This window comes from Sagittula sp. NFXS13 (assembly GCF_040148795.1).
Taxonomy (GTDB): domain Bacteria; phylum Pseudomonadota; class Alphaproteobacteria; order Rhodobacterales; family Rhodobacteraceae; genus Sagittula; species Sagittula marina.
Window position 1 is genome coordinate 58,010 of sequence record NZ_JAGEMH010000016.1, and the last position, 20,542, is coordinate 78,551.

The following is a 20,542-nucleotide window of genomic DNA, read 5'->3' on the forward strand; positions in this document are numbered from 1 at the left end:
TCAGGCCTCCTTTCCGCGCGGATGGCGCAGGCGCGGGTTCAGGGCGATGGCGGCGATGTCGGCAACCATGTTGAGAAACACGTAGACCGCGCCGAAAATCATCGCAGCCGCCTGCACCAGCGGCAGGTCACGACGCGACACGGCGTCGACCATGAACCGGCCCAGCCCGTTGTAGTTGAACACCGCCTCGACCAGCACCACGCCGGTGATGAGATAGGCAATGTTGAAAGACACCACGTTGACGATGGGCGCCGCCGCGTTCGGCGTGGCATGGCGCAGCACCACGCGACCATTGCGCAGCCCTTTAAGGTAGGCGGTTTCCACGTAAGGCTGGTCCATCACGCCCAAAACGGTGGTCCGGGTCATGCGCAGGATCTGCGCCGTGGTCACCATGACCAGCACCAGCATCGGCAGCGTCGTGGCACGGAACCAGGCGGCCATCCCCATGCCCTCGTAGGTGTCGGCAAGGCTCGGCAGCCAGCCGGTCTTGACCGACAGCCACAACACCAGAAGCAGACCGAGGAAATATTCCGGCAGCGACACGAAGGCCAGCGCGGCCACGTTGCTCACCCGGTCGAAGATGCCGCCGCGCAGCGCCGCCGCCATGATCCCAAGGCCGACGGCCAGCGGCACGGCGATCACACCGGCATAGGCGGCCAGCGACATGGTGTTCCAGAACCTCGGCCACAGCAGACCGGCTACCGGCTGGCCACTGGCCATCGACCGGCCCATGTCCCCTTGCAGGAACCCGGTCAGCCACTCGACGTAGCGTTGCAGCGCCGGCACATCGAGGCCAAGCTCTGCGCGCAGGCGGGCAAGGCTCTCGGGGGTGGCGCTCTGGCCAAGGATGGCACCGGCCACGTCCCCCGGCAGGATCTCGGTGCCGGCAAAAACCAGCACCGACACCAGCCAGAGCGTGAACACGCCCAGCACCGTTCGTTTCGCGATAAGGGTCAGCATCAGGCGTCGAACCACACTTTCTCTGCCATGCGCGCGCCCATGAGGTTGAACATGGCATGGGGCTTTACGCCACGCAGCTCGGTCGAGACCGCGTCAAGGTAGTCGCCGAACATCGGGATCATTGCGCCGCCGTCCTCGTGGATCAGCGCCTGACATTCCCAGTAGATTTCGCGCCGCTTTTCTTCGTCCAGAAGCGCGCGGGCCTCTTTCAGCAGGCTGTCGAAGCGGTCGTTCTTCCAGCGGGTGTCATTATAGGACGAGGTGGATTCATAGGCGATGGACAGCATCTGGTCCGCCGTCGGACGTCCGCCCCAGTAGGACATGCAGAAAGGCACCTGCATCCAGACGTCGGACCAGTAGCCATCCGCCGGCTGCCGGTCGATGGTCACGTCGATGCCCGCGCCGGTGGCCGCGGAGCGGAACACCGCTGCCGCATCCACCGCCCCTGAGAAGGCCGCATCAGAGGCCGACAGCGTCACCGCCAGCGGGTCCATCCCGGCCTTCTTGGCGTAGAACTGGGCCTGTTCGGGGTCATATGCGCGCTGCGGCAGTTCGGAATTGTAGAACCGGTCGGTCTGCGGGATCGGGTGGTCGTTGCCCAGCTGGCCGTAGCCTGCCAGCGCGGTATCGAGCAATTGCTGCCGGTCGACGCTGTGCTTGATCGCAAGGCGCGTGTTGACGTCGGTGAAGGGCGCCTTGGTGCAGTCCATCAGGAAGGTAAAGTGCTGACCTCCGGCCGAGCGCACGATCTCAACCCGGGGGGCGCGGGCAAGCAGGTTCACGGTCTTGAAGTCGACGGCGTTGATCGCCTGTACCTGGCCGGACATCAGCGCGTTGGTCCGCGCTGTCACGTCGTTGATGACCAGCACCTCTACAGCGTCCACGTTGGCGCAGCCGGGCTTCCAATAGTCTTCGTTGCGGACGAAACGGCCTCGCACGCCCGGCTCGATCCGCTCGGGAACAAAGGGGCCGGTGCCCACCGGGTTGGACCAGTCGTCGAAGCCTTCGGGCACCACCAGCAGGTGATAATCGGACAGCACGTAGGGCAGGTCCGCGTTGCCGCTTTCAAGCGTGATGCGGATCTGGTGCTCGCCCAGTTTCTCGATCTCGGTGATCGGCTCCACGATGGATCGCGCCGCCGAGGAACTGTCGCCGCGGTGCAGGTTGAGCGAGTAGATCACGTCATCGGCGGTCATCGACTTGCCGTTGTGAAAGGTGACGCCCTTCCGCACATCGAACGTCCAGACAGCTGCGCCGGGTTCGGCCTCCCAGTTTTCCAGCAGCTCGGGCTGGGCGATATTGTCGCTGTCGATCTCGATCAGACCGTTCATGACCATGTAGGCCTGGTTCACCGGCACCCAGTCGGCCAGTTTGCGCACATCGAAATCATCGGTGGTCGAACCGCCGCTGATACCAAGCTTCAGCACCCCGCCCCGGCGCGGTGTTTCCTGAGCGCGCAGCGGCAGTCCGGACAGCCCCAGAAGACCCGCGCCTGCCATTCCGGCCAGCAGGCCACGGCGGTTGATCCCAAATTGGTCATGCGGCTTTGTCATGTCGTCTCCACTCTCTGTCTTGTCTTGCTTTCGGGTCTCTTGATAAATGGCCCGCAGTTTCACCCGGAACCTCACGAGATTACTTCAAATTTACAAATGAATTTTTGTCATGCCCCTAGGAGGAGCGCGCAACACGCCAGCTTTTCATAGGCTTCGTTTGAGGTGTGATGGTCGTCCAATGGGACCGGGGCCGTGCTTTGCACATGAAACAGGCAGATACCGGCCAGCTCAGCCAGCGGGCCATCGCGGGTTGCTGGCCTCCAGCCAGTCGGCCACCTGACGGGCCATGCGGCGTTGATGACGCGTGGTGGGTCGCATCAGGTAGTACTGGCCGTGGCCGTGAAAGCTGCGGGAGTCGGCGGGCACGAGGGTGCCGTTTTCAAGGTCGTCGGCGATGAACAGGCTCCAGCCCATTGCGACGCCGATCCCCTGCCGAGCCGAGGCGATAGACAGGTGGTAATCGCCCAGTTTCCAGCGCATCGCGCCCTCGGGCAGGCGCAGCCCGGCGGAGGCCAGCCAGTTGCCCCAGTCGGTCCATTCCTTGTGGGTTTCTTCCACCGTCAGAAGCAGCGGCGCCGATTGCTCGGCCAGCGGCACGCCTCCCGGGGCCATGACGGGAAACATCTCTTCCGGAGCGAGCGAAATCGCCTGGTGATCGGTCGGCCTCACGAAGCGATAGTAGATGGCCAGGTCGTATTCATCGTGGCGCAGCTGCTCGAAGAAGTCGTTGACCACCAGCTTGAGCTCAAGATCGGGAAAGGCCGCGCGCAGGGCGTTGAAGCGCGGCATCATCCACAGGTCGGCCACCGCGCGGGAACAGGCGATGGTCACCCGGTCCATTCCCTGGCGGGTGAACTGGTCGACCTCCAGCGATTGCAGGGCGTCAAGGGCGCGTCCAACCTCCTTGGCGTATTCCTCCCCGATCGGGGTCAGGATCACGCCGGAGGGCTGCCGTTCGAAAAGCGCTGCGCCGACGTAATCCTCGAGCTGGCCAATCTGACGGCTGACCCCGCTCTGGGTCAGAGCCAGCAGCTGCGCGGCGCGGGTGAAGCTGCCGCAGCGGGCAACCGTCTGAAAGGCAACGAGGCTGCGCAGCGGGGGGAGGCGTCCGGTATCCATGTCGCGCTTATACAGCCGGCGGCGCAACGGTCTAACCGTTGTTTGTCCATAGTCTCCCGTTTCGGCCCTGCTCGCCGACATTCCCGCAAGACCATGCTGTGCAGATATGGAAGATGGCTCTTCAATTCATAAGGTCAGCGTGTCGCGCAGTTGCGGAGGATGGCGCCATGATCACGTTCTTGAGTTTCGGCCCAAGCGGACGCGACCTCAGCGAACACCCAATCGAGGGAGCCCGTAGAGATGGGCGGAGAGCGGAAGTTCGCTGCGGGCGCGAGATGAACCCAAGCAGCTAGGCGAAGCAGATGGGGTGGATGGCTCCCGCTCCCGGCGTCGAAATGCGCCATACTGCAGGTGTCATAATCTGCGATAGAGAGGAGCCATCCCATGCAAGTTACCACTGTCGGCCTCGACCTGGCCAAGAACATCTTTCAAGTCCATGGAGTAACCAAGACCGGAGACGTGGCATTCAACCGTCCCCTGAGGCGGGCGCAGGTTCTGGCGTTCTTCCAACGCCTGCCACCTTGCCTTGTCGGCATCGAAGCCTGCGCATCGAGCCACCATTGGGCGCGGGAGCTCTCGAATCTCGGGCATACCGTCCGGCTGATGCCTCCGATGTACGTCAAACCCTACGTGAAGCGCGGCAAGTCCGACGCCGTCGATGCAGAAGCGATCTGCGAAGCAGTGACACGGCCCACGATGCGCTTCGTCGAGATCAAGTCCGAGGAACTTGATGCCGGCGCTATCGACCAGAAAGTTCAGCGGGCTATCGGCGCGAAGATACCTGATCTGGACGGCCAAGGTCTTCTGTCTGCGGCACAGGGTGCTGAAGTCGGGCACGGACCAGTCCATCCCCGCCAGATGCAGTACACTCGCCATAATTCCCGCAGTCTGTCGCAAAGGGAGCTTGAAGCTGCCCGGGGCTCCGTCCGTTCGGGGCTGAATTGGTCCGCTGGACCGATTCAGCGACGTCCCTCACCCTTGACCGAAAGACAGAACTGGATGGCGGCATCCGAGAAGACCGGTGGACGACCCGGCCTGCCTTCATGCGGTGCCAGCCAAGCCATCTCTCGGTCGACCCAGATCAACATCGAGCCTCGCTTGCGCAACGCGCGGTTATAGCTGGACCAGTTCATCGTGCGGTAGCGGGCGGGGGATGCTTGTTCATGCGACTTATCTAACCAAGTGGAATCGCTGTGAAACGTCCGAAGGCAGAGTTCTGCGACAACGCCCGGCGTAGGTCAAAACCTCATTTCTTGTGACTGGACGAATTCTCGCGGAACTCTCGGATGATCTCCTCGATCCGCATAGTATATTTCCCGAGCAGGCCGTCCAGGAAAGCGTATGATCCGCGCATCACGTAGGTGACGGCAACCATACGGGGTGCATAAATGCGGCTGCGGCGTTTGCTGATCCCTTTCAGGATAAGCCTTGCGACGGCCTCGGCTGTTGGAAGCGGCTTGACGCCTAGCAGACGAGAGGGAAGCCGGTCCACGGCCTTGGCTGTCGCTGGGTTCGAGAAGATGCGGTCCGCCATTTGCGTCTGAACAAAACCGAAATAGCCTGCCCCCGCGGTTGCCCCGGTTCCTGTCAGCTCCATTCGAACAACGCGCATCATCATATCGACGGCGGCTTTCGACGTGGAATAAGCCGTTGCGAGCGGAAAGGGGATCAGTCCGGCGATCGACGAAATTGCCAGAACATGGCCGCCTCGCTCGATGACGGAGTTCAAGGCCGGTTGGATCGTATTGTAAACCCCGTGAATATTGACATCCAAAACGGTCCTGAAGAATTCCGGGTCCATGTCGGCAATGGGCGCAACCCGCTCGATTCCGGCATTGGCGATCACGATATCGATGCCGCCGTGCGTCTCGCAGATCTGCGAGACGATCTCGGTCATCCGGTCCGCATCGCGAACATCCGCCGTATAGACGGATCCCCGGCCGGCGATCACGTCCCGCAACGCCGCTTCGTGCATCGCGTCGACGTCCACCGCAGCGACGATAGCGCCCTGCCCCAAGGCTTCTTTCGTGATGGCCAACCCGATGCCCTGGCCGGCTCCGGTGACCAGCATGATGGAGTCTTCAAGGTTGATTTTGGAATTACGCCGCATGGTGGACCCCTTGGAAATGTTGACGCAGATCTGTTTTTAACAGCACGCCGGTCCCGTCGACGAACCCCGCGATCATGTAGACAAGAGCCCGAACCGGCCGTGATGGCAGCCGGGCACAATGGGCCATGAGAAAGGCAAGAAACGACAAAGACGTCAAAGGCGGATCTCCAATGTATTCGCGCGCTCCGGCTATCTCGACCCAAGGCGGATGGCGAGATTGGATCGGAGAGATTGGAATTGAGCAGAACGCTTTCAATTCGGTGCGGCGGGGTCAGGTGAGTTCTGAAACAGGACGTCGCGTGCGATCCAAGCTTCCAGAGCCGTGGCGGCCTCGCGCCATCGGTCATCCACCGGAACCATGTGCGAAGCCATGGGCAACAGAATAGGCCTGACGCCGTGAAACCGAGCCGTCGCCTCGACGTTTTCCTTGCTTATGATCTGATCGAGTTCCGCCCCGATCACCGTCACCGGAGCACCGTTGATGCTGGTCTTTCGAACCGGCAGGAACAGCATGTCAAGGAATGCCCGAAAACTCTCCGATTGCAGGTGTCTCAGAAAGTGATCCTTGTCTGTGCGACTTGGATCGCGCGAAAAAAGCAGGCTCCGCGCCGTTTCCCGCTTTGCCACGATGCCGTAGAGATCGAGCGTGCCTATCGTGCGAAGAAAGGCGACCGGGCGCTCCCTGATGACCTTGAAAAGCGTTTCCCAGACACCGCCGGGTGCGACCGATGCCATAAGACCCAGCCCCCGGACCGGGTAAAGGCTGGCATATTTCTGAGCGATGTAACCGCCCATGGAATGGCCAATCAGGATAGGGCGATCGAGATTGCCCGCGGCAACGCGGACGTCTTCGACATAGTCCAAGATCGAAGTCCAGCGCACCTTGCCCTCCGATCCGCCATGCCCTTGAAGCGACAGCGCACGGCAGCGAAACCCCCTTTCCGCAAACCATGGCAGAAAGAAGCTTTCCCAATACCAGCTGGACGACCACGCGCCATGGACAAACAAGAGGTCCGCCCGGCGCGCTTCTGTCCGGCTTTCGACCGTTCTGACTTCAAGCCGTCCGCTGGCTCCGTCAAGATACTCCGGGACCGACATCGAAACTACTCCGCCGCGATGCTGGTCGGACCTTCGGAGCGTCGCATCGGCGGCACCGGCCTTACCTGCGCGATATCGTCTTTCAGGCGCTTGCGAAATGCCAGGTCGTTCACGGTGATTGTATGGCGCGGTGAGTCCACTTGATGGACGTCCGGGTTTTTCACCTCATGATCGATCAGGCTGCCAAGGTCACACCTGGGAGACCAGGACCCCGCCAGGTGCAGCGCGGCAAGTTTCGCCTGCAATTCGGATCCGGGCCAGATGCACCCCAGCGGCTGAAACAGACCGATGAAATAAAGGTTCTTCAGCTTTTCCGGAATCATCTTCTGATACAGTCGCACCGGCGCACGCGACAGATCGATCAGCGAGGTGTCGAGGAAGGGATGAGTGATGTGATAACCGGTGCAGGCGACCACCGCATCGAACTCTCTCGACGTCCCGTCTTTGAAATGGACCATCTTGCCGTCAAACCGTTCGATGTCACCCTTGGGCTTCACCTTACCATGGCGGATAGCGAGATAGAGATCCGAGTTCAGTGTGGGATGGGTCGAGAGCACCTTGTGGTCGGGCTCTGGAAGCCCGATTTCCCGGTTTGTCCCCTGCAACAGTCTTAGAACGAAGGCCATTCCGGAAATCTGCGCCCAGCGTGGGAGCTTGCGGAACCGGTAGAAGAACTTGTCGACGGGCTCGCCGAAAATGAACTTCGGAATCAGATAGTAGCCACGACGCCAGCTGATGAAGGTTTCCTTGGAAATGCGCGCCGTCTCGACCGAAACGTCGCAGGCGGAGTTGCCGCCGCCGATGACGAGGACACGCTTGTCCTTGAAAGGCGCGGCGCGTTTATAGTCGTGGGAATGCAGGTACTCGCCGGTGAATTCGCCGGGATAGTTCGGCCATCGCGGCGTGTGGTGGTGGCCGCTGGCGACACACAGAGCGTCGAATTCCGCGCTTTCGACAGGGCCGCCGTCCGTTTGCCAGCTCAACCGCCACCGATCGCCATCGATGGGCTCGGCCTTGGTTACAGTCGTGCGAAACCGAATATGCGGCCTGAGGTCGAATTCGCTCGCATAGGCGTTGAAATATCTGAGCAGTTGCGCATGCGACGGATAGTCGGGCGCATCGTCCGGCAGGGGGTAGTCCTCATATTCGGACATTTTCTTGGAGCTGATGATGTGGGTCGTCTCGAACACGCTGGAATGGCCGGTTCCGTCATTGAACCGCCAGTTTCCGCCGACGTCCTCGCATCGATCAAACGCCGTCACGTCGAAGCCCAGATCGAGGAAATTCTTGATCGTCGGCAATCCGGCAGGGCCGGCACCAATCACTGCAACTGTCTTTTCATTCATAAACTCATCCTCCCTCAGGCAATACTATTCAACTTAGTGACACATGTGTCAAGAAGTGTATGAAAGCGATGTCAGAAAGTGGTTTGCGAGGTTTACGAGGCGAGTGCGGAAGCGGTAGAGGCAGGCAATGAAGCGCAAACACACTCCTCATGCCGAAACCCGAAAAGCCAATCGCGAGCAAATCTTGCGATCTGCGACCCGGGTGTTTTCGTCCGTCGGCTATGACGCGGCAACGATCAAGGATGTGGTCCGGGAAAGCGGGCTCTCGCAGGGCACGTTCTACAACTACTTCAAGACCAAGGACGACGTGTTTCAGGGCGTACTCGAGGTGATTGTCGAACCCATGGTCCCGATTCTGCGAGCAACCCGTAAAGAGGCGCACACCGCTCCGGATTTCCTGGCGAACGCCTATGAAGCCTGTCGCCGTCTTCCCGAGTCCAATGCGGACGCCGCGGCCCTGATCGCGCGAAACCAATCGACATTTCGTGAAATGTTCTATCTCGCCAAAGGGCAAACCCAGATCAAATCGGATCTCGTTGCGGATCTGCGCACCGGCCATGCTGATGGCCTGTTCAAAAGCGTGGATTTCGAACTGATGGCCGACGCGATGATCGCACTGGGTATCGATCTGGTGATCCAGGCCGCCGAAAACCCCGAAAAGGCACGCGAACGCGTCACCTTCCTAATCGACCTATTCAGCCCTGCGATCGCAGCCGACAAATAAAGGGCCGGGCCCCAAAATCGAGCTCGCGCCATGAGGAACCGGGCGCGCGTCGCGGCCAAACCCAACGCTCGCCTGACTTCGTTCGCGCCTGGGTCGCCTTAGGATGGCGTCTGCGCATGGTGAATACCGCTGACGATGTCATGCGAGACTGGTTCCCAGCGATCTTCGATTCATCCATCTCGGACCGCCATGTCGCCCACGACCCGACAGTCTCAATCGCCGCACCGGGGAGAGCCTTAGACAATCGTTCTAGGTCTCGGGACTAGGTCGCGGTGACCTGTGTAACTAACCGGAGGACATGTTGTCGTGACAGGCCGTATCAAACCGAAGAAGTTCGGAATTCGAGAGGATGTTTTTGGAGGGGGCGGGATCGAAACACCATTTTGGAAAGGGTGCCATCCACCAAGATCTCGCGCCTTTGCGCGCTGATCCAAATGAGGGTCAGCGCAAAGCTAGACCTTATAGGCTAGGGGGAGAGTTGGCGCGCGCGCTATATAAGCGCCATCCGTTCCGCACGTTCCGGATCAGGAAACGGTCGGTAGAGCGCGATATCGATGTCGCTCACCATTTGATGAACTGTACCCTAAAGACATTCGGACTGATCATTCTTTGCCGCAGTAAAGCGAAATGCTTGATCCAGTTGCGTCAGATCCTCAACTTCTATTTCAAGCAGAAAATCACGAGCGCGCGGCGCTCCAAACCCCAGTTTTCTCCGACACAACCGCCATGACAAGATGACATTATTGTATAGCAGATGCTCCATCCAAGCTTCTGCAGCGACTGCGAAGGCTACTGCTTTAGCGTCATTTTTGAGGTCAATGGAGCAATGATAAAGGTTCATGGACAGTTCGCCTAAGTTGCTGATCCATAAGCATCGCTTTAAGATACTAAAAAGAGATTTACGGCTCCTAGGCCACGCCGGAAACATCAGACATGTGCTTGACCGGACGGCGGACACGCACCGGGTCTTTGGCGATCTGCCGTCGCCGACGGGGCAACAGATGCAAGTCGTAGCTATTGAACCCGCCTGCTGGCCGACCGACCGGTCCGGTCATTGGCAAGGGGCTTACAGCGCATCGTTGAGGATGGGGTTCCATTCAACGTGGACATCTACAAACTTGAAGGCGGGGATGGTTGGTCGCTGGAAGTTGTGACCGAAAACGGGACATCCATTGTCTGGGACGACGTCTTCGAAGACGACCAAGTTGCATTCGAAGAGGCAATCAGCACCATTCGCAGTGAAGGCGCATTCGCTTTTGCCAACGGTGGTTCAAACGTCGTCCCGTTTAAGCAATAGACGAACGGCCCAGACCTGCCGTTCGAAGCGACCCTCGATGCGGCAACGCACCGTCACCGAAGCAGCCATTCGTACATCGCGCAGCATTTTTCGTGGGTGAAGGTCGGCAGTGCGGACAAAGCCGCCCTCGGTTTTTGCCGGCTTGCAATGTAAAACGATCGTTTTACATTGGTGTCTATGGATGCAAGAGGAGGCTCCCATGGATATGACTACCAAACTCACCGCAGCCGCAGAGCGGCTCTTCGACCGTAATGGCTACATGGCCACCGGTATGGACCGGTTGACGGAGGCTGCGGGAATGTCGAGCCGCACGCTTTATAAGAACGCCGGTAGCAAGGCCGCGCTCATGGCGCGCGTCCTGACCGAGAGAGACCGGCGCTTCATGGCCCGGCTGGAGGTGCGGACCGTCGACGCCCTGTTTGCTGCACTTGAGGACTGGGTGCGGGTCGAAGGTTGCCGGGGCTGTCTGTTCCTTCGGTCTCGTGCGGAAACGGGAGGCGATACGCCGGAGATTGCCGAGGCGGTTGTGCTGCACAAAGAGGCCTTCCACCGGCGGGTCGGTGAGGTTGTCGCAACGGATCTGGGACGCAAGGACCCGGCGCTCGCAGAGCAGGTGCTGGTCCTCTTCGAGGGCGCGACCCACGCGGCTGTCTATCGTGGAGCAGAAACCGTCTCCGCAGCAAAGGCGGCGGCGGCCATCTTGCTGGAGAGGGCGCGCTCATGAGCCCGGCCCTTCGCATCGGTGCGACAGGCTTCGCCCTCATCGCAGTCTGCTACGGTTTTGCCCGCTTCGCCTTCGGCCTGTTCCTGCCGCAGATCGACGGCGAGCTAGGTCTCGGGACGTCCCTCGGCGGCGTGATTTCGGGTGGCTCTTTCGCTGGCTACTGCATCGCCATTGTCGCCTCGGCCATCCTGACCGAACGGCTCGGCGCGCGCGCAATCGCGGTCGGGGCGGCCCTCGTTGCGACAATCGGCATGGCGGGCATCGCGCTCGCGCCTTCGCCACTGATCCTGGCCATTGCCGTGGTGGTCGCCGGATCGAGCACGGGTCTTGCCTCGCCGCCTATGGCCGCCGCGGTTGCAGCGGCGGTCAGTAAGGGCCGCCAGGATCTGACGAACACGGTCATCAATGCCGGCGTGAGCGCGGGCGTAGCGCTGACGGGGCCTATCGCCCTCGCTATCATGGGACAATGGCGGCTGGCCTTCGGAGCTTTTGCCGCCGTGGCACTGGTGTTGGCCATCGCCGCCACCATCGCGCTCCCCGCAGCCTCGGGCAGCGGCCGCTCAGGTGGTCTGCCCCCGATGACGGAACCGGTCCTACGACTGATCTCGGCATCCTTCCTGATGGGGGCAGCGAGCACGGCGCTCTGGTCCTTCGGCGGCCAGCTCGTGGCGAGCCAGCTGGACTGGGGAACGACCGGAACCGGCCTTCTATGGACCTGCATCGGTGTCGGCGGGCTTGTTGGTGCCTTGGCAGGAACACTTGTCGGAAAGTTTGGTCTCGACCGCATTCACTGGGCTTTTTTAGGCTTGATGGCGGCCAGCATCCTGTCGGTCGGCCTCGGACTTGGTCCCGTCCCCACACTGGTTGGCGGTGCCATTTTCGGTGCGGCCTACGTGATGCTGACGGGAGTCTACCTTATCTGGGGCACCCACGCCTTGCCGGACCGGCCTGCAACAGGGCTCATGATCGGGTTTCTAACCATCGCCGTGGGTCAGACCGTCGGCGCACCGCTTTTCGGATTTCTGATGGCGGGTCCGGGCGTCGAGTTTGCCGTAATATGTTTCGCCGCCGCCGCACTGATCGCTGGGGCTTTCCGAGCAAGGAGCGAAGTCAATAGCGCACTTGCGTAGCCTCCGGGGGGTAAGCGAAGGTCTCGGAAGGGCTCGCTCCCGACCTTCGCTGACCTTCGCTACGACTGCGCCAAGGTCGGCTTCTGCGATGCTGTAGCAGTCTCCGCTGGTATCTAGGCAGATATAGTCGCTTGGAATTTCGATTCGAGTTCAATATCTTAATGGAATGGAACGAATTCTAATATCAGCCTGCCTTGTAGGTCGCCCGGTCAGATACGATGGCACGAAAAAGAGCCATGAATCAGCCGAAGTAATTTCGCGCTGGCAGGATGAAGGGCGATTAGTGTTGCTTTGTCCAGAGGTTGCAGTTGGCTTTCCGACACCGCGTCCACCCGCAGAGATTATTGGTGAGAACGACGACAGTGATGGTGAGATGGTCCTAAGCGGCAACAGAAAACCGGGCATGGGAACGACTACTGCCGCATTGCGAAAGGCGGGTTTTCGAGTTTGGCCGGAAACGTCTATTGTTGAACTCGATTCTCTCCTGAAAGAATGACTCTGAGTACTGATGTAAGCCGATATTGGTGCGCTTTGCGGCATCGGTAACTCTGGGCTCGTTCCGGACCTTGGCTGCGCGGCGGAGCCAAGCGCCTGGTCGCCCCGCGCGCAGCGTCGTTTCCGGCCCAGACCTGCCGTTCGCCGCGTAGTCGAGCGCTGCGGTGCAGCTTCACCAGACCGGCCATTCGTCCATCTTGCAGCATTTTCGGCTGGTGAAGTCGGGAGAGCGGGACGAAACTGCCATTCGTATTTACGGGCAGGCCGGAGCCGCACGCGAAGGTATGGGCATAGCCAGCCGCTTCTCTAACTTTGAGTTGCACCGCTTCCGACATGACGGTCGAGGATCACCTTCGCCATATGCAAGTCTTGCAGCGAGATGCCCGAGCTGTCGAATATCGTGATTTCGCTTTCATTCTGGCGGCCCGGCGCATTGCCGGACAGAACCGCTCCGATGGCAGTTGGGGGCACCTCGGGGCTCGCGTGCTGCAACTCGCCGATGCGTACTGACTGTTCCGGCAAGTCGCAGAAGAGGCTGGAATATGGGAATATCTGAGCCGGTAGTTCTTGTTTGCCCCGCGAGTCCGAACCCATGGAGGAGATGTGCGTTCCCGGCTGGACCCAAGCCGCCTCGAAGAGAGGCGCGGTGGACGTCGTTGCCGTGATAATGATGTCTGCGGCACGGACAGCCATTTCCGCCGCCGCGGCCTCGGCCGGTAACCCCGCGTTGCGCAACCGTTCGACGAAAGCGTCGGTGCGGGAGGGATCTCTGCCGACCACCAGCAGACGGGACAGCTTTCGGACGCGCGCGACAGCCCGCGCCTCGTAGGCGGCTTGATGGCCGGTTCCGAACAGGGTCAGGATTTCGGCGCCCGGGCGCGCGAGAGTGTCGGTCGCCACCGCATCTGCCGCTGCTGTGCGATAGCAGTTGGCGGCAGAACCCTCGACCAATGCACCGATGCGTCCGGTGTTCTGGTCGATCAGCAGGATGGTCGAGGCATGGCGCGGCAGACCGCGTGCATCGTTCGTTGGGAAGTATGCACCGACCTTCAGCCCGGCCAGTTCTGCACCCGACGCAGATTTGATGGTGAAACGGTTCTGGGGGTCACTGCCATGGGCAATCACCACCGGAAAACTCGCAGCACCAGGCGCGACGGCGGCGATGAGGGCGTCGCGCACCGCTGCGAAGGCAAGTTCTGGCGTGACGATGGCAGATGACTGCGCTTCGGTGATGAGGATCATGTCCGTCTCCTTACCAGCCCCCGAAGCGGGGCCAAGTCTGCATGGGACCACCGTACTGCGGCAGCACGTGGTAGCGGTCATGCTGCGCGGCGGTGGCACAGGCGTGGTTGGGCAGGATGCGCAGGCGGGTGCCGACGGGCAGATCCGGCACAGTACCATCTACTCCGGAACGGAGCGAAACGATCCCATGTTCCTGGTTGGCGCTGCTCACAATGAGGTCGGGCAGGACGCGGCCGTTTACATCGCAGACGAGGCCATAGCCCTGATCCACATCCTGCGCCGCCGTCCCGCGGTCGCGGGACAGGGCCATCCAGCCCGCGTCGATCATCGTCCAGCCCTTTGCCGGCTGATGTCCGATCACAGTCGTCAACACGCTGAGGGCGATGTCGTCCACGGCGCAGACGTCTATCCCCGCCATCACGAGGTCGAAGAACATGTAGACCCCGGCCCGCAGTTCCGTCACGCCAGTCAGATCGCGTGCGGCGTGGGCGGTGGGTGTTGATCCGACACTTACGGTCGGGCATGGCAGACCTGCATCACGCAGCGCCTCAGCTGCCGAGACGCCCGCCTTGCGCTCCAGTTCTGCGAACTCGGCATGGGCGCCGGTGCCGCACAATGTGTAGCTTTCGCCCGCATGGGTCATCACACCGCTCAGACAGCCACTGTCGTGCAGGATGCGTCCGACATGGACCAGAACGGGATCGTCCGGTCGAAGCCCCCCGCGATGGCCGTCGCTGTCGATCTCTATCAGAGCGGGAACCTTCGCATGCGCTACGGCCTGCGCCTGTGTCTCGCTATCGAGGATCACCACAAGATCGCAGCCCCGAGCACGCAGCGCCTGCACGCGTTCCAACTTCTGCGGGGCGACTCCAACGGCGTAGAGAATATCGGCGTGCCCTGCATCGTAGAACACTTCTGCCTCAGCCAGGGTCGAAACCGTGATCGGACCGGGCACACCGCTCGTCAGTCGGCGCGCGGCCTCGACGGATTTCGCTGTTTTCAGGTGAGGGCGTAGCGAAACACCCAGTGTCTCTGCGCGCTCAGACAGTCGCGCGATGTTTTGCATCATCCGCGACTCGTCCAACAGCAGCGCTGGTGTGGGCAGATCATCAAGGCTTGAAAGGTCGGGCGTCATCATCGGGCAATCCTCCATCAGTGCCGCAGGATTAGCACCCAAAGCGTTCATAACATATTCACTTATGCTAACACCCGTATTAAGCTCAGCCTTAATGCTCGACGTGTCCGATCTCCGCTTTCTCACCGCACTCTCCGTCGCACCCAGCCTCGCGGCAGCTGCGCGCGGTCTGAACGTAACCCCACCTGCGGTTTCGCAACGACTTGCGGTGCTGGAAGACCGGCTGAGACTGCGGCTCATCGAACGCGGACGCGGGCAACTCAGGCTGACGGCAGAAGGAGGTTATCTCGTCGACCGGGCAAAGATCATTCTGGGTGATGTCGAAAGCCTGTCGGAGGAGATGTCTGCTCGGGCGGGCCGGATCGAAGGGCCGCTCCATGTCATTGCTCCCTTTGGCTTCGGGCGTCTGCGCGTAGCCCCGGTTCTCGCACGCTTCGGAAACGACAACCCGGATCTGCGGCCGACGCTCAGCCTCAGCGAAGATCCCGTGGGCGCGATGAACGACGGGCTTTGGGACGTCCTGATCCACGTCGGGCGATTGCCGCACCTGAGGATCACGCAGCGCAAGCTTGCGCCGAACCGCCGCCTCCTTGTCGCGTCGTCAGATTATGCCAGACGTTTCGGCCTTCCGCAGCGCCCCGAAGACGTGTCGGCCCACAGAGTCGGCGTGGTTCGCGAGAACCGGGCCGACACCACCCTTTGGCCGCTGACGGGTCCGGATGGCGTCGAGACCAGCCTGCGTGTGGAGCCGGTCTTTGGCTGCAACGACGGCGAAGTTCTACGTCTCTGGGCGCTGGACGGCTACGGTATCGTTGAGCGCTCCGAATGGAGCGTTTCGGGCGATCTGAGCGCCGACAGATTGGTGCGCGTGCTGCCGGACTGGTCGCTCCCGGACGCCGACATCGTGGCTTTGCTGAACCCACGCACCGTGCGCTCTCTGCGTATAGACAAGTTCGTTGACCACCTCACGGCGGAGATCGGCGCGCCGCCAATAATTTGACCAACACAGCCGCAGAGCGTCTTCAGGCCACAGCAGAACGCGTTCAGTACAACTCGATGAACCTCTTCGAAGGGCTCTCCGCCGATTTGTGGCGGTGCAGAACCGAGCACCGTGATGAACCTGACTGAAAATCAACTTCCAACCTTTCAGCTCGGTCGCCTCGCAATCGCAGCTAATTCACACTTTTCGCCTCTCTTGTAGGTGTTCCCCAACAACGCGACCGGCCCAGACCTGCCGTTCGAAGCGACCGTCGATGCGGCAACGCAACGTCACCGAAGCGGCCATTCGTGCATCGCGCGGCATTCTTCGTGGGTGAAGGTCCGCAGTGCGGGACAGAGCTGCCGTTCGCGCTTACACGTCGAATGGCAGCTTCCGCAGCAATTCTTCAAGGAATTGGGGTGCCCGGGCTACTCCCACCAAAACCGAGGGCTACACTTCCAGGCTTCCGCCGAATGATTTCGGGACAAGATCATCCTTTCCTTCGCCGGATCGGATCAGCCCCAGGATCTTCACTGCGACGCGGTCCGGGGCGTGGATCGCTTGGCCTACGGCCTCAAGCTCCGCTTCGGCCGCGCTTTCCCCTGTCTGGACGGAGCCATAGAACTCGGTGTCGGTAACAAAGGGATACATCGTGGAAACGGTTATGCCCGTTTCGGCAAGTTCGATCCGCGCCACATCCGAAAGCATGTTCAACGCGGCCTTCGAACTGGTATAGCCACCGGCCCCCGGAAGGGCACCGAAAGTCGCACCGGAGCTGACATTGACGATCGTCCCCCGCCCTTGCCGTCGCATCTGCGGCAGCACGGCCTGCATCATCGCCAATGGCGCAATCGTGTTGAGTTCCAGAAGCTCCCGATATCCGGCGATGTCGATCTCGTCGATGTTGGCATAGAAGCCACGACCAGCGTTGTTTACCAAGACGTCGATCCGGCCGAACGTATCAAGGACCGTTTGCACGCAGCGTGCGATCTGGGCGGGGTCGGTGACGTCGCATGCAACCGGCATGGCATCTGGACCAAGCCGTGTCGCTATCTCGCTCAGACGGTCCGCGCGCCGGGCGATCAGGGCAACCCGTGCGCCCAGTTCGATGGCAGTGGAGGCTGTCGCCAGACCAATGCCGGACGACGCGCCGGTGATGAGGATGGTGTTTTTCTCGATATCCATGGGAGGGGTCTCCTTGCTTAGTTAAGTTAAGGCACGGCCGCCCCTGCCGGGACTCGAGGACATGCCGGAATGCCTCCCTGATATGGAGCGCGAAGAAGATCGAGACGCGCACGATACAATCGTTAACTTGCATAGTTTTATCATTTTTCTATAAGGCAGGCTGATGACGAGCGTGCTATCCATGACTTCACCCTTCCCGAAACTGGTGAGCCACCTGGCCAACCGGTTGCCGAAGGGCGAAACACGTACGGCCCTCGGATCCGTGTCTTTTCTCAAGGTGATCACGCCCGGCGAGCTCGTCCCAGAGGTCCAGGAACCCGTCGTCAGCCTCATCCTTCAGGGCGAGAAGCGCCTTTCAATCGGACGTAATGCCCTGCATTATCGTGTCGGCGACACATATGCCGCCGCAATCGATCTGCCCACGCGGATCGAGATTCTGGGATGTTCGCGAACGCGCCCCTACATCGCGATGACACTCCGCCCTGATCCTGCGCTGCTCGCCGATCTGGCACAGCGCTCAGAGCCCATGGTGCCTACATCCGGCACGCGGGCCTTCGCCGTCCATCCGGCGGATACGGACCTGCTCGATGCCTATCGAAGGCTTCTGCAAACTCTCGAGAGGGCTGGAGATCTGGACGTGATGGGTCCGCTGATCGAGAAAGAGATCCTGTTTCGGCTCCTTCAGAGCCCTCAAGGTCCAATCCTGCGAAAGTTGGTCGCAAATGGGGGGCGGCACGCGGGCATCGCAAAAGCAATCGCACGGATAAGGGCAGAATACACAGGGCCTCTGCGGGCCGCGAACCTGGCCAGCGCGTCGGGGATGAGCGTGCCTACCTTCTACCGGCGTTTCAAGGCAGAGACGGGCATGTCGCCGCTTCAATACCGGACCCGCCTGCGGCTCTACGAGGCGCGGCGCAGGCTGCACGCCACACCCTCCCATGTCGCCCGCCTGGCGTTCGAGCTCGGCTACGACAGCCCCTCGCAATTTTCTCGCGAATATGCCCGGGAGTTCGGCGTTCCGCCCGCCCGCGATGCTGGCCTGATGCGCGCAAGGGTGCTCAGCGGGTAGCGCAAGTTCCCGTCGCACAATCGGATCGCCACCAGACGTCCTGCAAGCCTTCGGAAATTTCCGAAGGACGTTAAGTTTCTATGTCCGCCGTCAGCCTCGCGGCGCCGGAACGACCGCACCGCGGGCGAAGCGTTCGTTCGCCGGCATCCAGCATTTAGCCCGGAGCACCTGATCCTCTGCGAGCTTGGCTTTCGGTTAAAAACGTAATCAGTGCGCGTAACGCTGGAGGTGTCTGACGTCGGCTCGGATGATAGAGGAAGAACCCCGCGTATCGCTTGCACCATGGCTCGAGAACCTCGACAAGTTCACCGCGCGCGACATGCGGCGCCACCATCGGCTCACTGAGGCAGGCCAGGCCCGTGCCGGAGAGCGCCGCCTCTTTCAACAGGCCGGTATCGTTGACCGAAAATGGCCCCTCGACGTTGATTTCGAAGGGGCCGTCCGGGCCGTCGAACGGCCAGCGATATGGCTGACGGCTGTCTGCCCAGCGGTAGTTGATGCAGAGGTGTCGTTTCAGGTCCTGCGGAGACTGCGGAACGTCGTGTACGGCGAAATAACCGGGCGTGCCAACAACGGCGTTGCGGAAAGGCGGGGTCAATCGGACGGCGATCATGTCTTTTTCCAGCAGCTCTCGGGGACGAATGCCCGCGTCGAATCCGCTTCCGATGACATCGCTCAGCGCATCGTCCATCACGATATCGAGGTGGATGCCAGGGTGGAGCGCCGAGAATTCCGCGAGCCGCGGCATCAACAGCACCTCTGCAGCGAGCCGCGGCAGATTGAGCCGTACTGTCCCCGTAGCATCGCCCCGCCGTGCAAGGGTGTCATCGACAGCCTCCTCAAGGCTGGCGACGGCGGGCAGGAGGCGGGCGTATAGCGACTGCCCCGCCTCGGTCGGAGAAACGCTTCGCGTCGTGCGGTTCAGCAGGCGATGACCGAGGCGCCCTTCGAGGCGCTTGATCGTCCGGCTGAGAGCAGAGGGTGTCACGCCCAACCGTCCGGCGGCTTCGCGAAAGCTGCGGGTCTCGGCGATCATAATGAACGCCCGCAATTCAGCAAATTCTCCACCGCCGATCATTCATTCCCTCAATTCAATGATGTGATGATTATTATGCCCATTAATATCCATTCCGAAAAGGGCCATCTGAGACCTATCAAACCAATGGAGACTGCGATGCATACCGAACCCACCCAAATGGCCGCTTGGCAGAACGAGAACGCGTCGGCGCTGCAAATTACCGCCGCCCCGATCACCACGCCGCAAGGCAACGAGATCCTGATCAAGAACGCCGCCATCGCGATCAATCCACTGGACTGGCTGCTGCAGAGCGGCATGAGCCTCCCCTGGCTGACCTTACCGATGATCACCGGCAGCGATGTCGCGGGCACCGTGGCGGCAGTCGGGCCCGATGTCACCCGTTTTGCGATTGGTGACCGCGTGGTTGGGCAGGCCGTAAGCACCACGGTCAACAAGTCCGCCGAAGGCGCATTCCAGGAATACACGATCGTGGCCGATCACATGGCCGCGCCGATTCCCGCGACATTATCCTTTGCCGAGGCCGCCGTGCTTCCACTGGGGCTCGGCACGGCTGCCGGAGGGCTTTATGGCGAGACGCAGCTTGCCCTGCTGCCGCCGTCTCTCTCGCCAAAGGCGCAGGACAACGTGGTTCTCGTCTGGGGAGGTTCCTCCAGCGTGGGCTGCAATGCCATCCAGCTGGCCGTCGCCTCCGGCTACACAGTCTTTGCTACCGCTTCGGCGTCCAATGCCGGGATGTTGCAGAAACTCGGCGCGGCGCAGGTCTTCGATTACACCGTCGAGACGTGCTCCGAGCGCCTGATCTCCGCACTGGAGGGACGCCGCCTTGCGGGGACGCTGCATGCCACCGGCAACCTGCATGACTGCGCCGAGGTCGTCAGCCGCGCGGAAGGCAGGAAGATGATCGCCGCGACACTCCCGGCACCCGAGGATTTCCGCAAAGACGTTGTCGTTGGCCACATCCAAGGCACAGCGCTTAAGGACGATAATGTCGGACCAATGATATATCGAGATTTCCTGCCCGCCGCGCTGGTCCAAGGCCGCTACCAAGCCGCACCGAAACCGCGGGTCGCAGGCCACGGGCTTCACGCGCTTCAGGACGCATTGGCCCTCCAGAAGACCGGTGTCTCTGGCGAGAAAATCGTCGTTTCGCTAGTTTGAATAGCTTTCAATTCCGGAATTGAAAGCCCAGTTTAGGCTCGAAGCGGACCTGCGGCAGTGCGGTGAGCCGAACACTTGGCAGGCTCCAGCGGTCGTCACTCCCGGCCCAGAGCCGACCTTGGCTGAGTACGGCCATGCCGCGAAGCAGCTTAACCGAACCGGCCATTCGTCCCTCGCGC

The 20,542-nt window shown here is 61.1% G+C and carries 18 protein-coding genes and 3 pseudogenes; 9 read left to right on the forward strand and 12 right to left on the reverse strand.

The window, feature by feature from the left end; translation table 11 throughout:
• From J4E08_RS20670 to J4E08_RS20680, 3 genes are all read right to left on the reverse strand, one after another.
• Positions 1-960, reverse strand: coding sequence for an ABC transporter permease (locus J4E08_RS20670; RefSeq protein ID WP_349540097.1), 960 nt, complete (start codon positions 958-960; stop codon positions 1-3).
• On the reverse strand, positions 960-2,513 hold the full coding sequence (locus J4E08_RS20675; protein ID WP_349540098.1) for an ABC transporter substrate-binding protein: 1,554 nt from the start codon (positions 2,511-2,513) through the stop codon (positions 960-962). Before J4E08_RS20675 ends, J4E08_RS20670 begins: the two co-directional genes overlap by 1 nt.
• Before the next feature lie 228 nt (positions 2,514-2,741).
• Positions 2,742-3,632 carry a LysR family transcriptional regulator gene (locus tag J4E08_RS20680; RefSeq protein ID WP_349540099.1) on the reverse strand — a complete coding sequence of 297 codons (891 nt, stop codon included), beginning with the start codon at positions 3,630-3,632 and terminating at the stop codon, positions 2,742-2,744.
• A 384-nt stretch (positions 3,633-4,016) separates the two neighbouring features.
• Here J4E08_RS20680 and J4E08_RS20685 point away from each other — a divergent pair.
• Positions 4,017-4,367, forward strand: a pseudogene (locus J4E08_RS20685) (IS110 family transposase); the annotation flags it as partial.
• Here J4E08_RS20685 and J4E08_RS20690 read toward each other — a convergent pair.
• The 4 genes and pseudogenes from J4E08_RS20690 to J4E08_RS20705 all read right to left on the reverse strand — a co-directional run.
• Positions 4,350-4,765, reverse strand: a pseudogene (locus J4E08_RS20690) (transposase); the annotation flags it as partial. The pseudogenes J4E08_RS20685 and J4E08_RS20690 overlap by 18 nt on opposite strands.
• Before the next feature lie 113 nt (positions 4,766-4,878).
• Positions 4,879-5,703 (reverse strand): SDR family NAD(P)-dependent oxidoreductase, encoded by an 825-nt coding sequence (locus tag J4E08_RS20695; protein WP_349540100.1) that lies wholly within the window; start codon positions 5,701-5,703, stop codon positions 4,879-4,881.
• Between the two features lie 291 nt (positions 5,704-5,994).
• Positions 5,995-6,840 carry an alpha/beta fold hydrolase gene (locus J4E08_RS20700; protein WP_349540101.1) on the reverse strand — a complete coding sequence of 282 codons (846 nt, stop codon included), beginning with the start codon at positions 6,838-6,840 and terminating at the stop codon, positions 5,995-5,997.
• Positions 6,841-6,845: 5 nt separating this feature from the next.
• Positions 6,846-8,186, reverse strand: a complete 1,341-nt coding sequence (locus tag J4E08_RS20705; protein ID WP_349540102.1) for a flavin-containing monooxygenase — start codon at positions 8,184-8,186, stop codon at positions 6,846-6,848.
• 184 nt (positions 8,187-8,370) lie between these two features.
• On the opposite strand from J4E08_RS20705, the gene J4E08_RS20710 reads away from it, so the two are divergent.
• The gene (locus tag J4E08_RS20710) at positions 8,371-8,910 is read left to right on the forward strand and encodes a TetR/AcrR family transcriptional regulator (protein WP_349540103.1); all 540 of its coding nucleotides are present in this window, start codon (positions 8,371-8,373) and stop codon (positions 8,908-8,910) included.
• A gap of 490 nt (positions 8,911-9,400) precedes the next feature.
• Here J4E08_RS20710 and J4E08_RS20715 read toward each other — a convergent pair.
• A pseudogene (locus tag J4E08_RS20715) lies at positions 9,401-9,838 on the reverse strand (DUF6614 family protein).
• Positions 9,839-10,012: 174 nt separating this feature from the next.
• Here J4E08_RS20715 and J4E08_RS20720 point away from each other — a divergent pair.
• The 4 genes from J4E08_RS20720 (at position 10,013) to J4E08_RS20735 (ending at position 12,557) form a co-directional block, all read left to right on the forward strand.
• Positions 10,013-10,207: a hypothetical protein gene (locus J4E08_RS20720; RefSeq protein WP_349540104.1), complete on the forward strand. Its 195-nt coding sequence runs from the start codon at positions 10,013-10,015 to the stop codon at positions 10,205-10,207.
• A 199-nt stretch (positions 10,208-10,406) separates the two neighbouring features.
• Entirely contained in the window at positions 10,407-10,931 is a 525-nt protein-coding gene (locus tag J4E08_RS20725; RefSeq protein WP_349540105.1) for a TetR/AcrR family transcriptional regulator, read from the forward strand.
• On the forward strand, positions 10,928-12,061 hold the full coding sequence (locus J4E08_RS20730; protein WP_349540106.1) for an MFS transporter: 1,134 nt from the start codon (positions 10,928-10,930) through the stop codon (positions 12,059-12,061). Before J4E08_RS20725 ends, J4E08_RS20730 begins: the two co-directional genes overlap by 4 nt.
• A 166-nt stretch (positions 12,062-12,227) precedes the next feature.
• On the forward strand, positions 12,228-12,557 hold the full coding sequence (locus J4E08_RS20735; RefSeq protein WP_349540107.1) for a 2-thiouracil desulfurase family protein: 330 nt from the start codon (positions 12,228-12,230) through the stop codon (positions 12,555-12,557).
• Between the two features lie 305 nt (positions 12,558-12,862).
• On the opposite strand, the gene J4E08_RS20740 is transcribed toward J4E08_RS20735, so the two are convergent.
• Both J4E08_RS20740 and J4E08_RS20745 read right to left on the reverse strand, forming a co-directional pair.
• Positions 12,863-13,798, reverse strand: coding sequence for an ornithine cyclodeaminase family protein (locus J4E08_RS20740; RefSeq protein WP_349540108.1), 936 nt, complete (start codon positions 13,796-13,798; stop codon positions 12,863-12,865).
• 10 nt (positions 13,799-13,808) lie between these two features.
• On the reverse strand, positions 13,809-14,936 hold the full coding sequence (locus tag J4E08_RS20745; RefSeq protein ID WP_349540109.1) for a DSD1 family PLP-dependent enzyme: 1,128 nt from the start codon (positions 14,934-14,936) through the stop codon (positions 13,809-13,811).
• Positions 14,937-15,027: 91 nt separating this feature from the next.
• Between J4E08_RS20745 and J4E08_RS20750 the strand changes: the two genes are divergently transcribed.
• Positions 15,028-15,933 (forward strand): LysR family transcriptional regulator, encoded by a 906-nt coding sequence (locus J4E08_RS20750; RefSeq protein WP_349540110.1) that lies wholly within the window; start codon positions 15,028-15,030, stop codon positions 15,931-15,933.
• Between the two features lie 429 nt (positions 15,934-16,362).
• On the opposite strand, the gene J4E08_RS20755 is transcribed toward J4E08_RS20750, so the two are convergent.
• The gene (locus J4E08_RS20755) at positions 16,363-17,097 is read right to left on the reverse strand and encodes an SDR family oxidoreductase (protein ID WP_349540111.1); all 735 of its coding nucleotides are present in this window, start codon (positions 17,095-17,097) and stop codon (positions 16,363-16,365) included.
• Between the two features lie 181 nt (positions 17,098-17,278).
• On the opposite strand from J4E08_RS20755, the gene J4E08_RS20760 reads away from it, so the two are divergent.
• Positions 17,279-18,166: an AraC family transcriptional regulator gene (locus J4E08_RS20760; protein ID WP_349540112.1), complete on the forward strand. Its 888-nt coding sequence runs from the start codon at positions 17,279-17,281 to the stop codon at positions 18,164-18,166.
• Between the two features lie 154 nt (positions 18,167-18,320).
• On the opposite strand, the gene J4E08_RS20765 is transcribed toward J4E08_RS20760, so the two are convergent.
• Complete coding sequence (locus J4E08_RS20765; RefSeq protein ID WP_349540113.1) at positions 18,321-19,244, reverse strand: LysR family transcriptional regulator; 924 nt, start codon at positions 19,242-19,244, stop codon at positions 18,321-18,323.
• Positions 19,245-19,340: 96 nt separating this feature from the next.
• On the opposite strand from J4E08_RS20765, the gene J4E08_RS20770 reads away from it, so the two are divergent.
• Positions 19,341-20,363 (forward strand): zinc-binding alcohol dehydrogenase family protein, encoded by a 1,023-nt coding sequence (locus J4E08_RS20770; RefSeq protein ID WP_349540114.1) that lies wholly within the window; start codon positions 19,341-19,343, stop codon positions 20,361-20,363.
• Positions 20,364-20,542 lie beyond the last annotated feature (179 nt).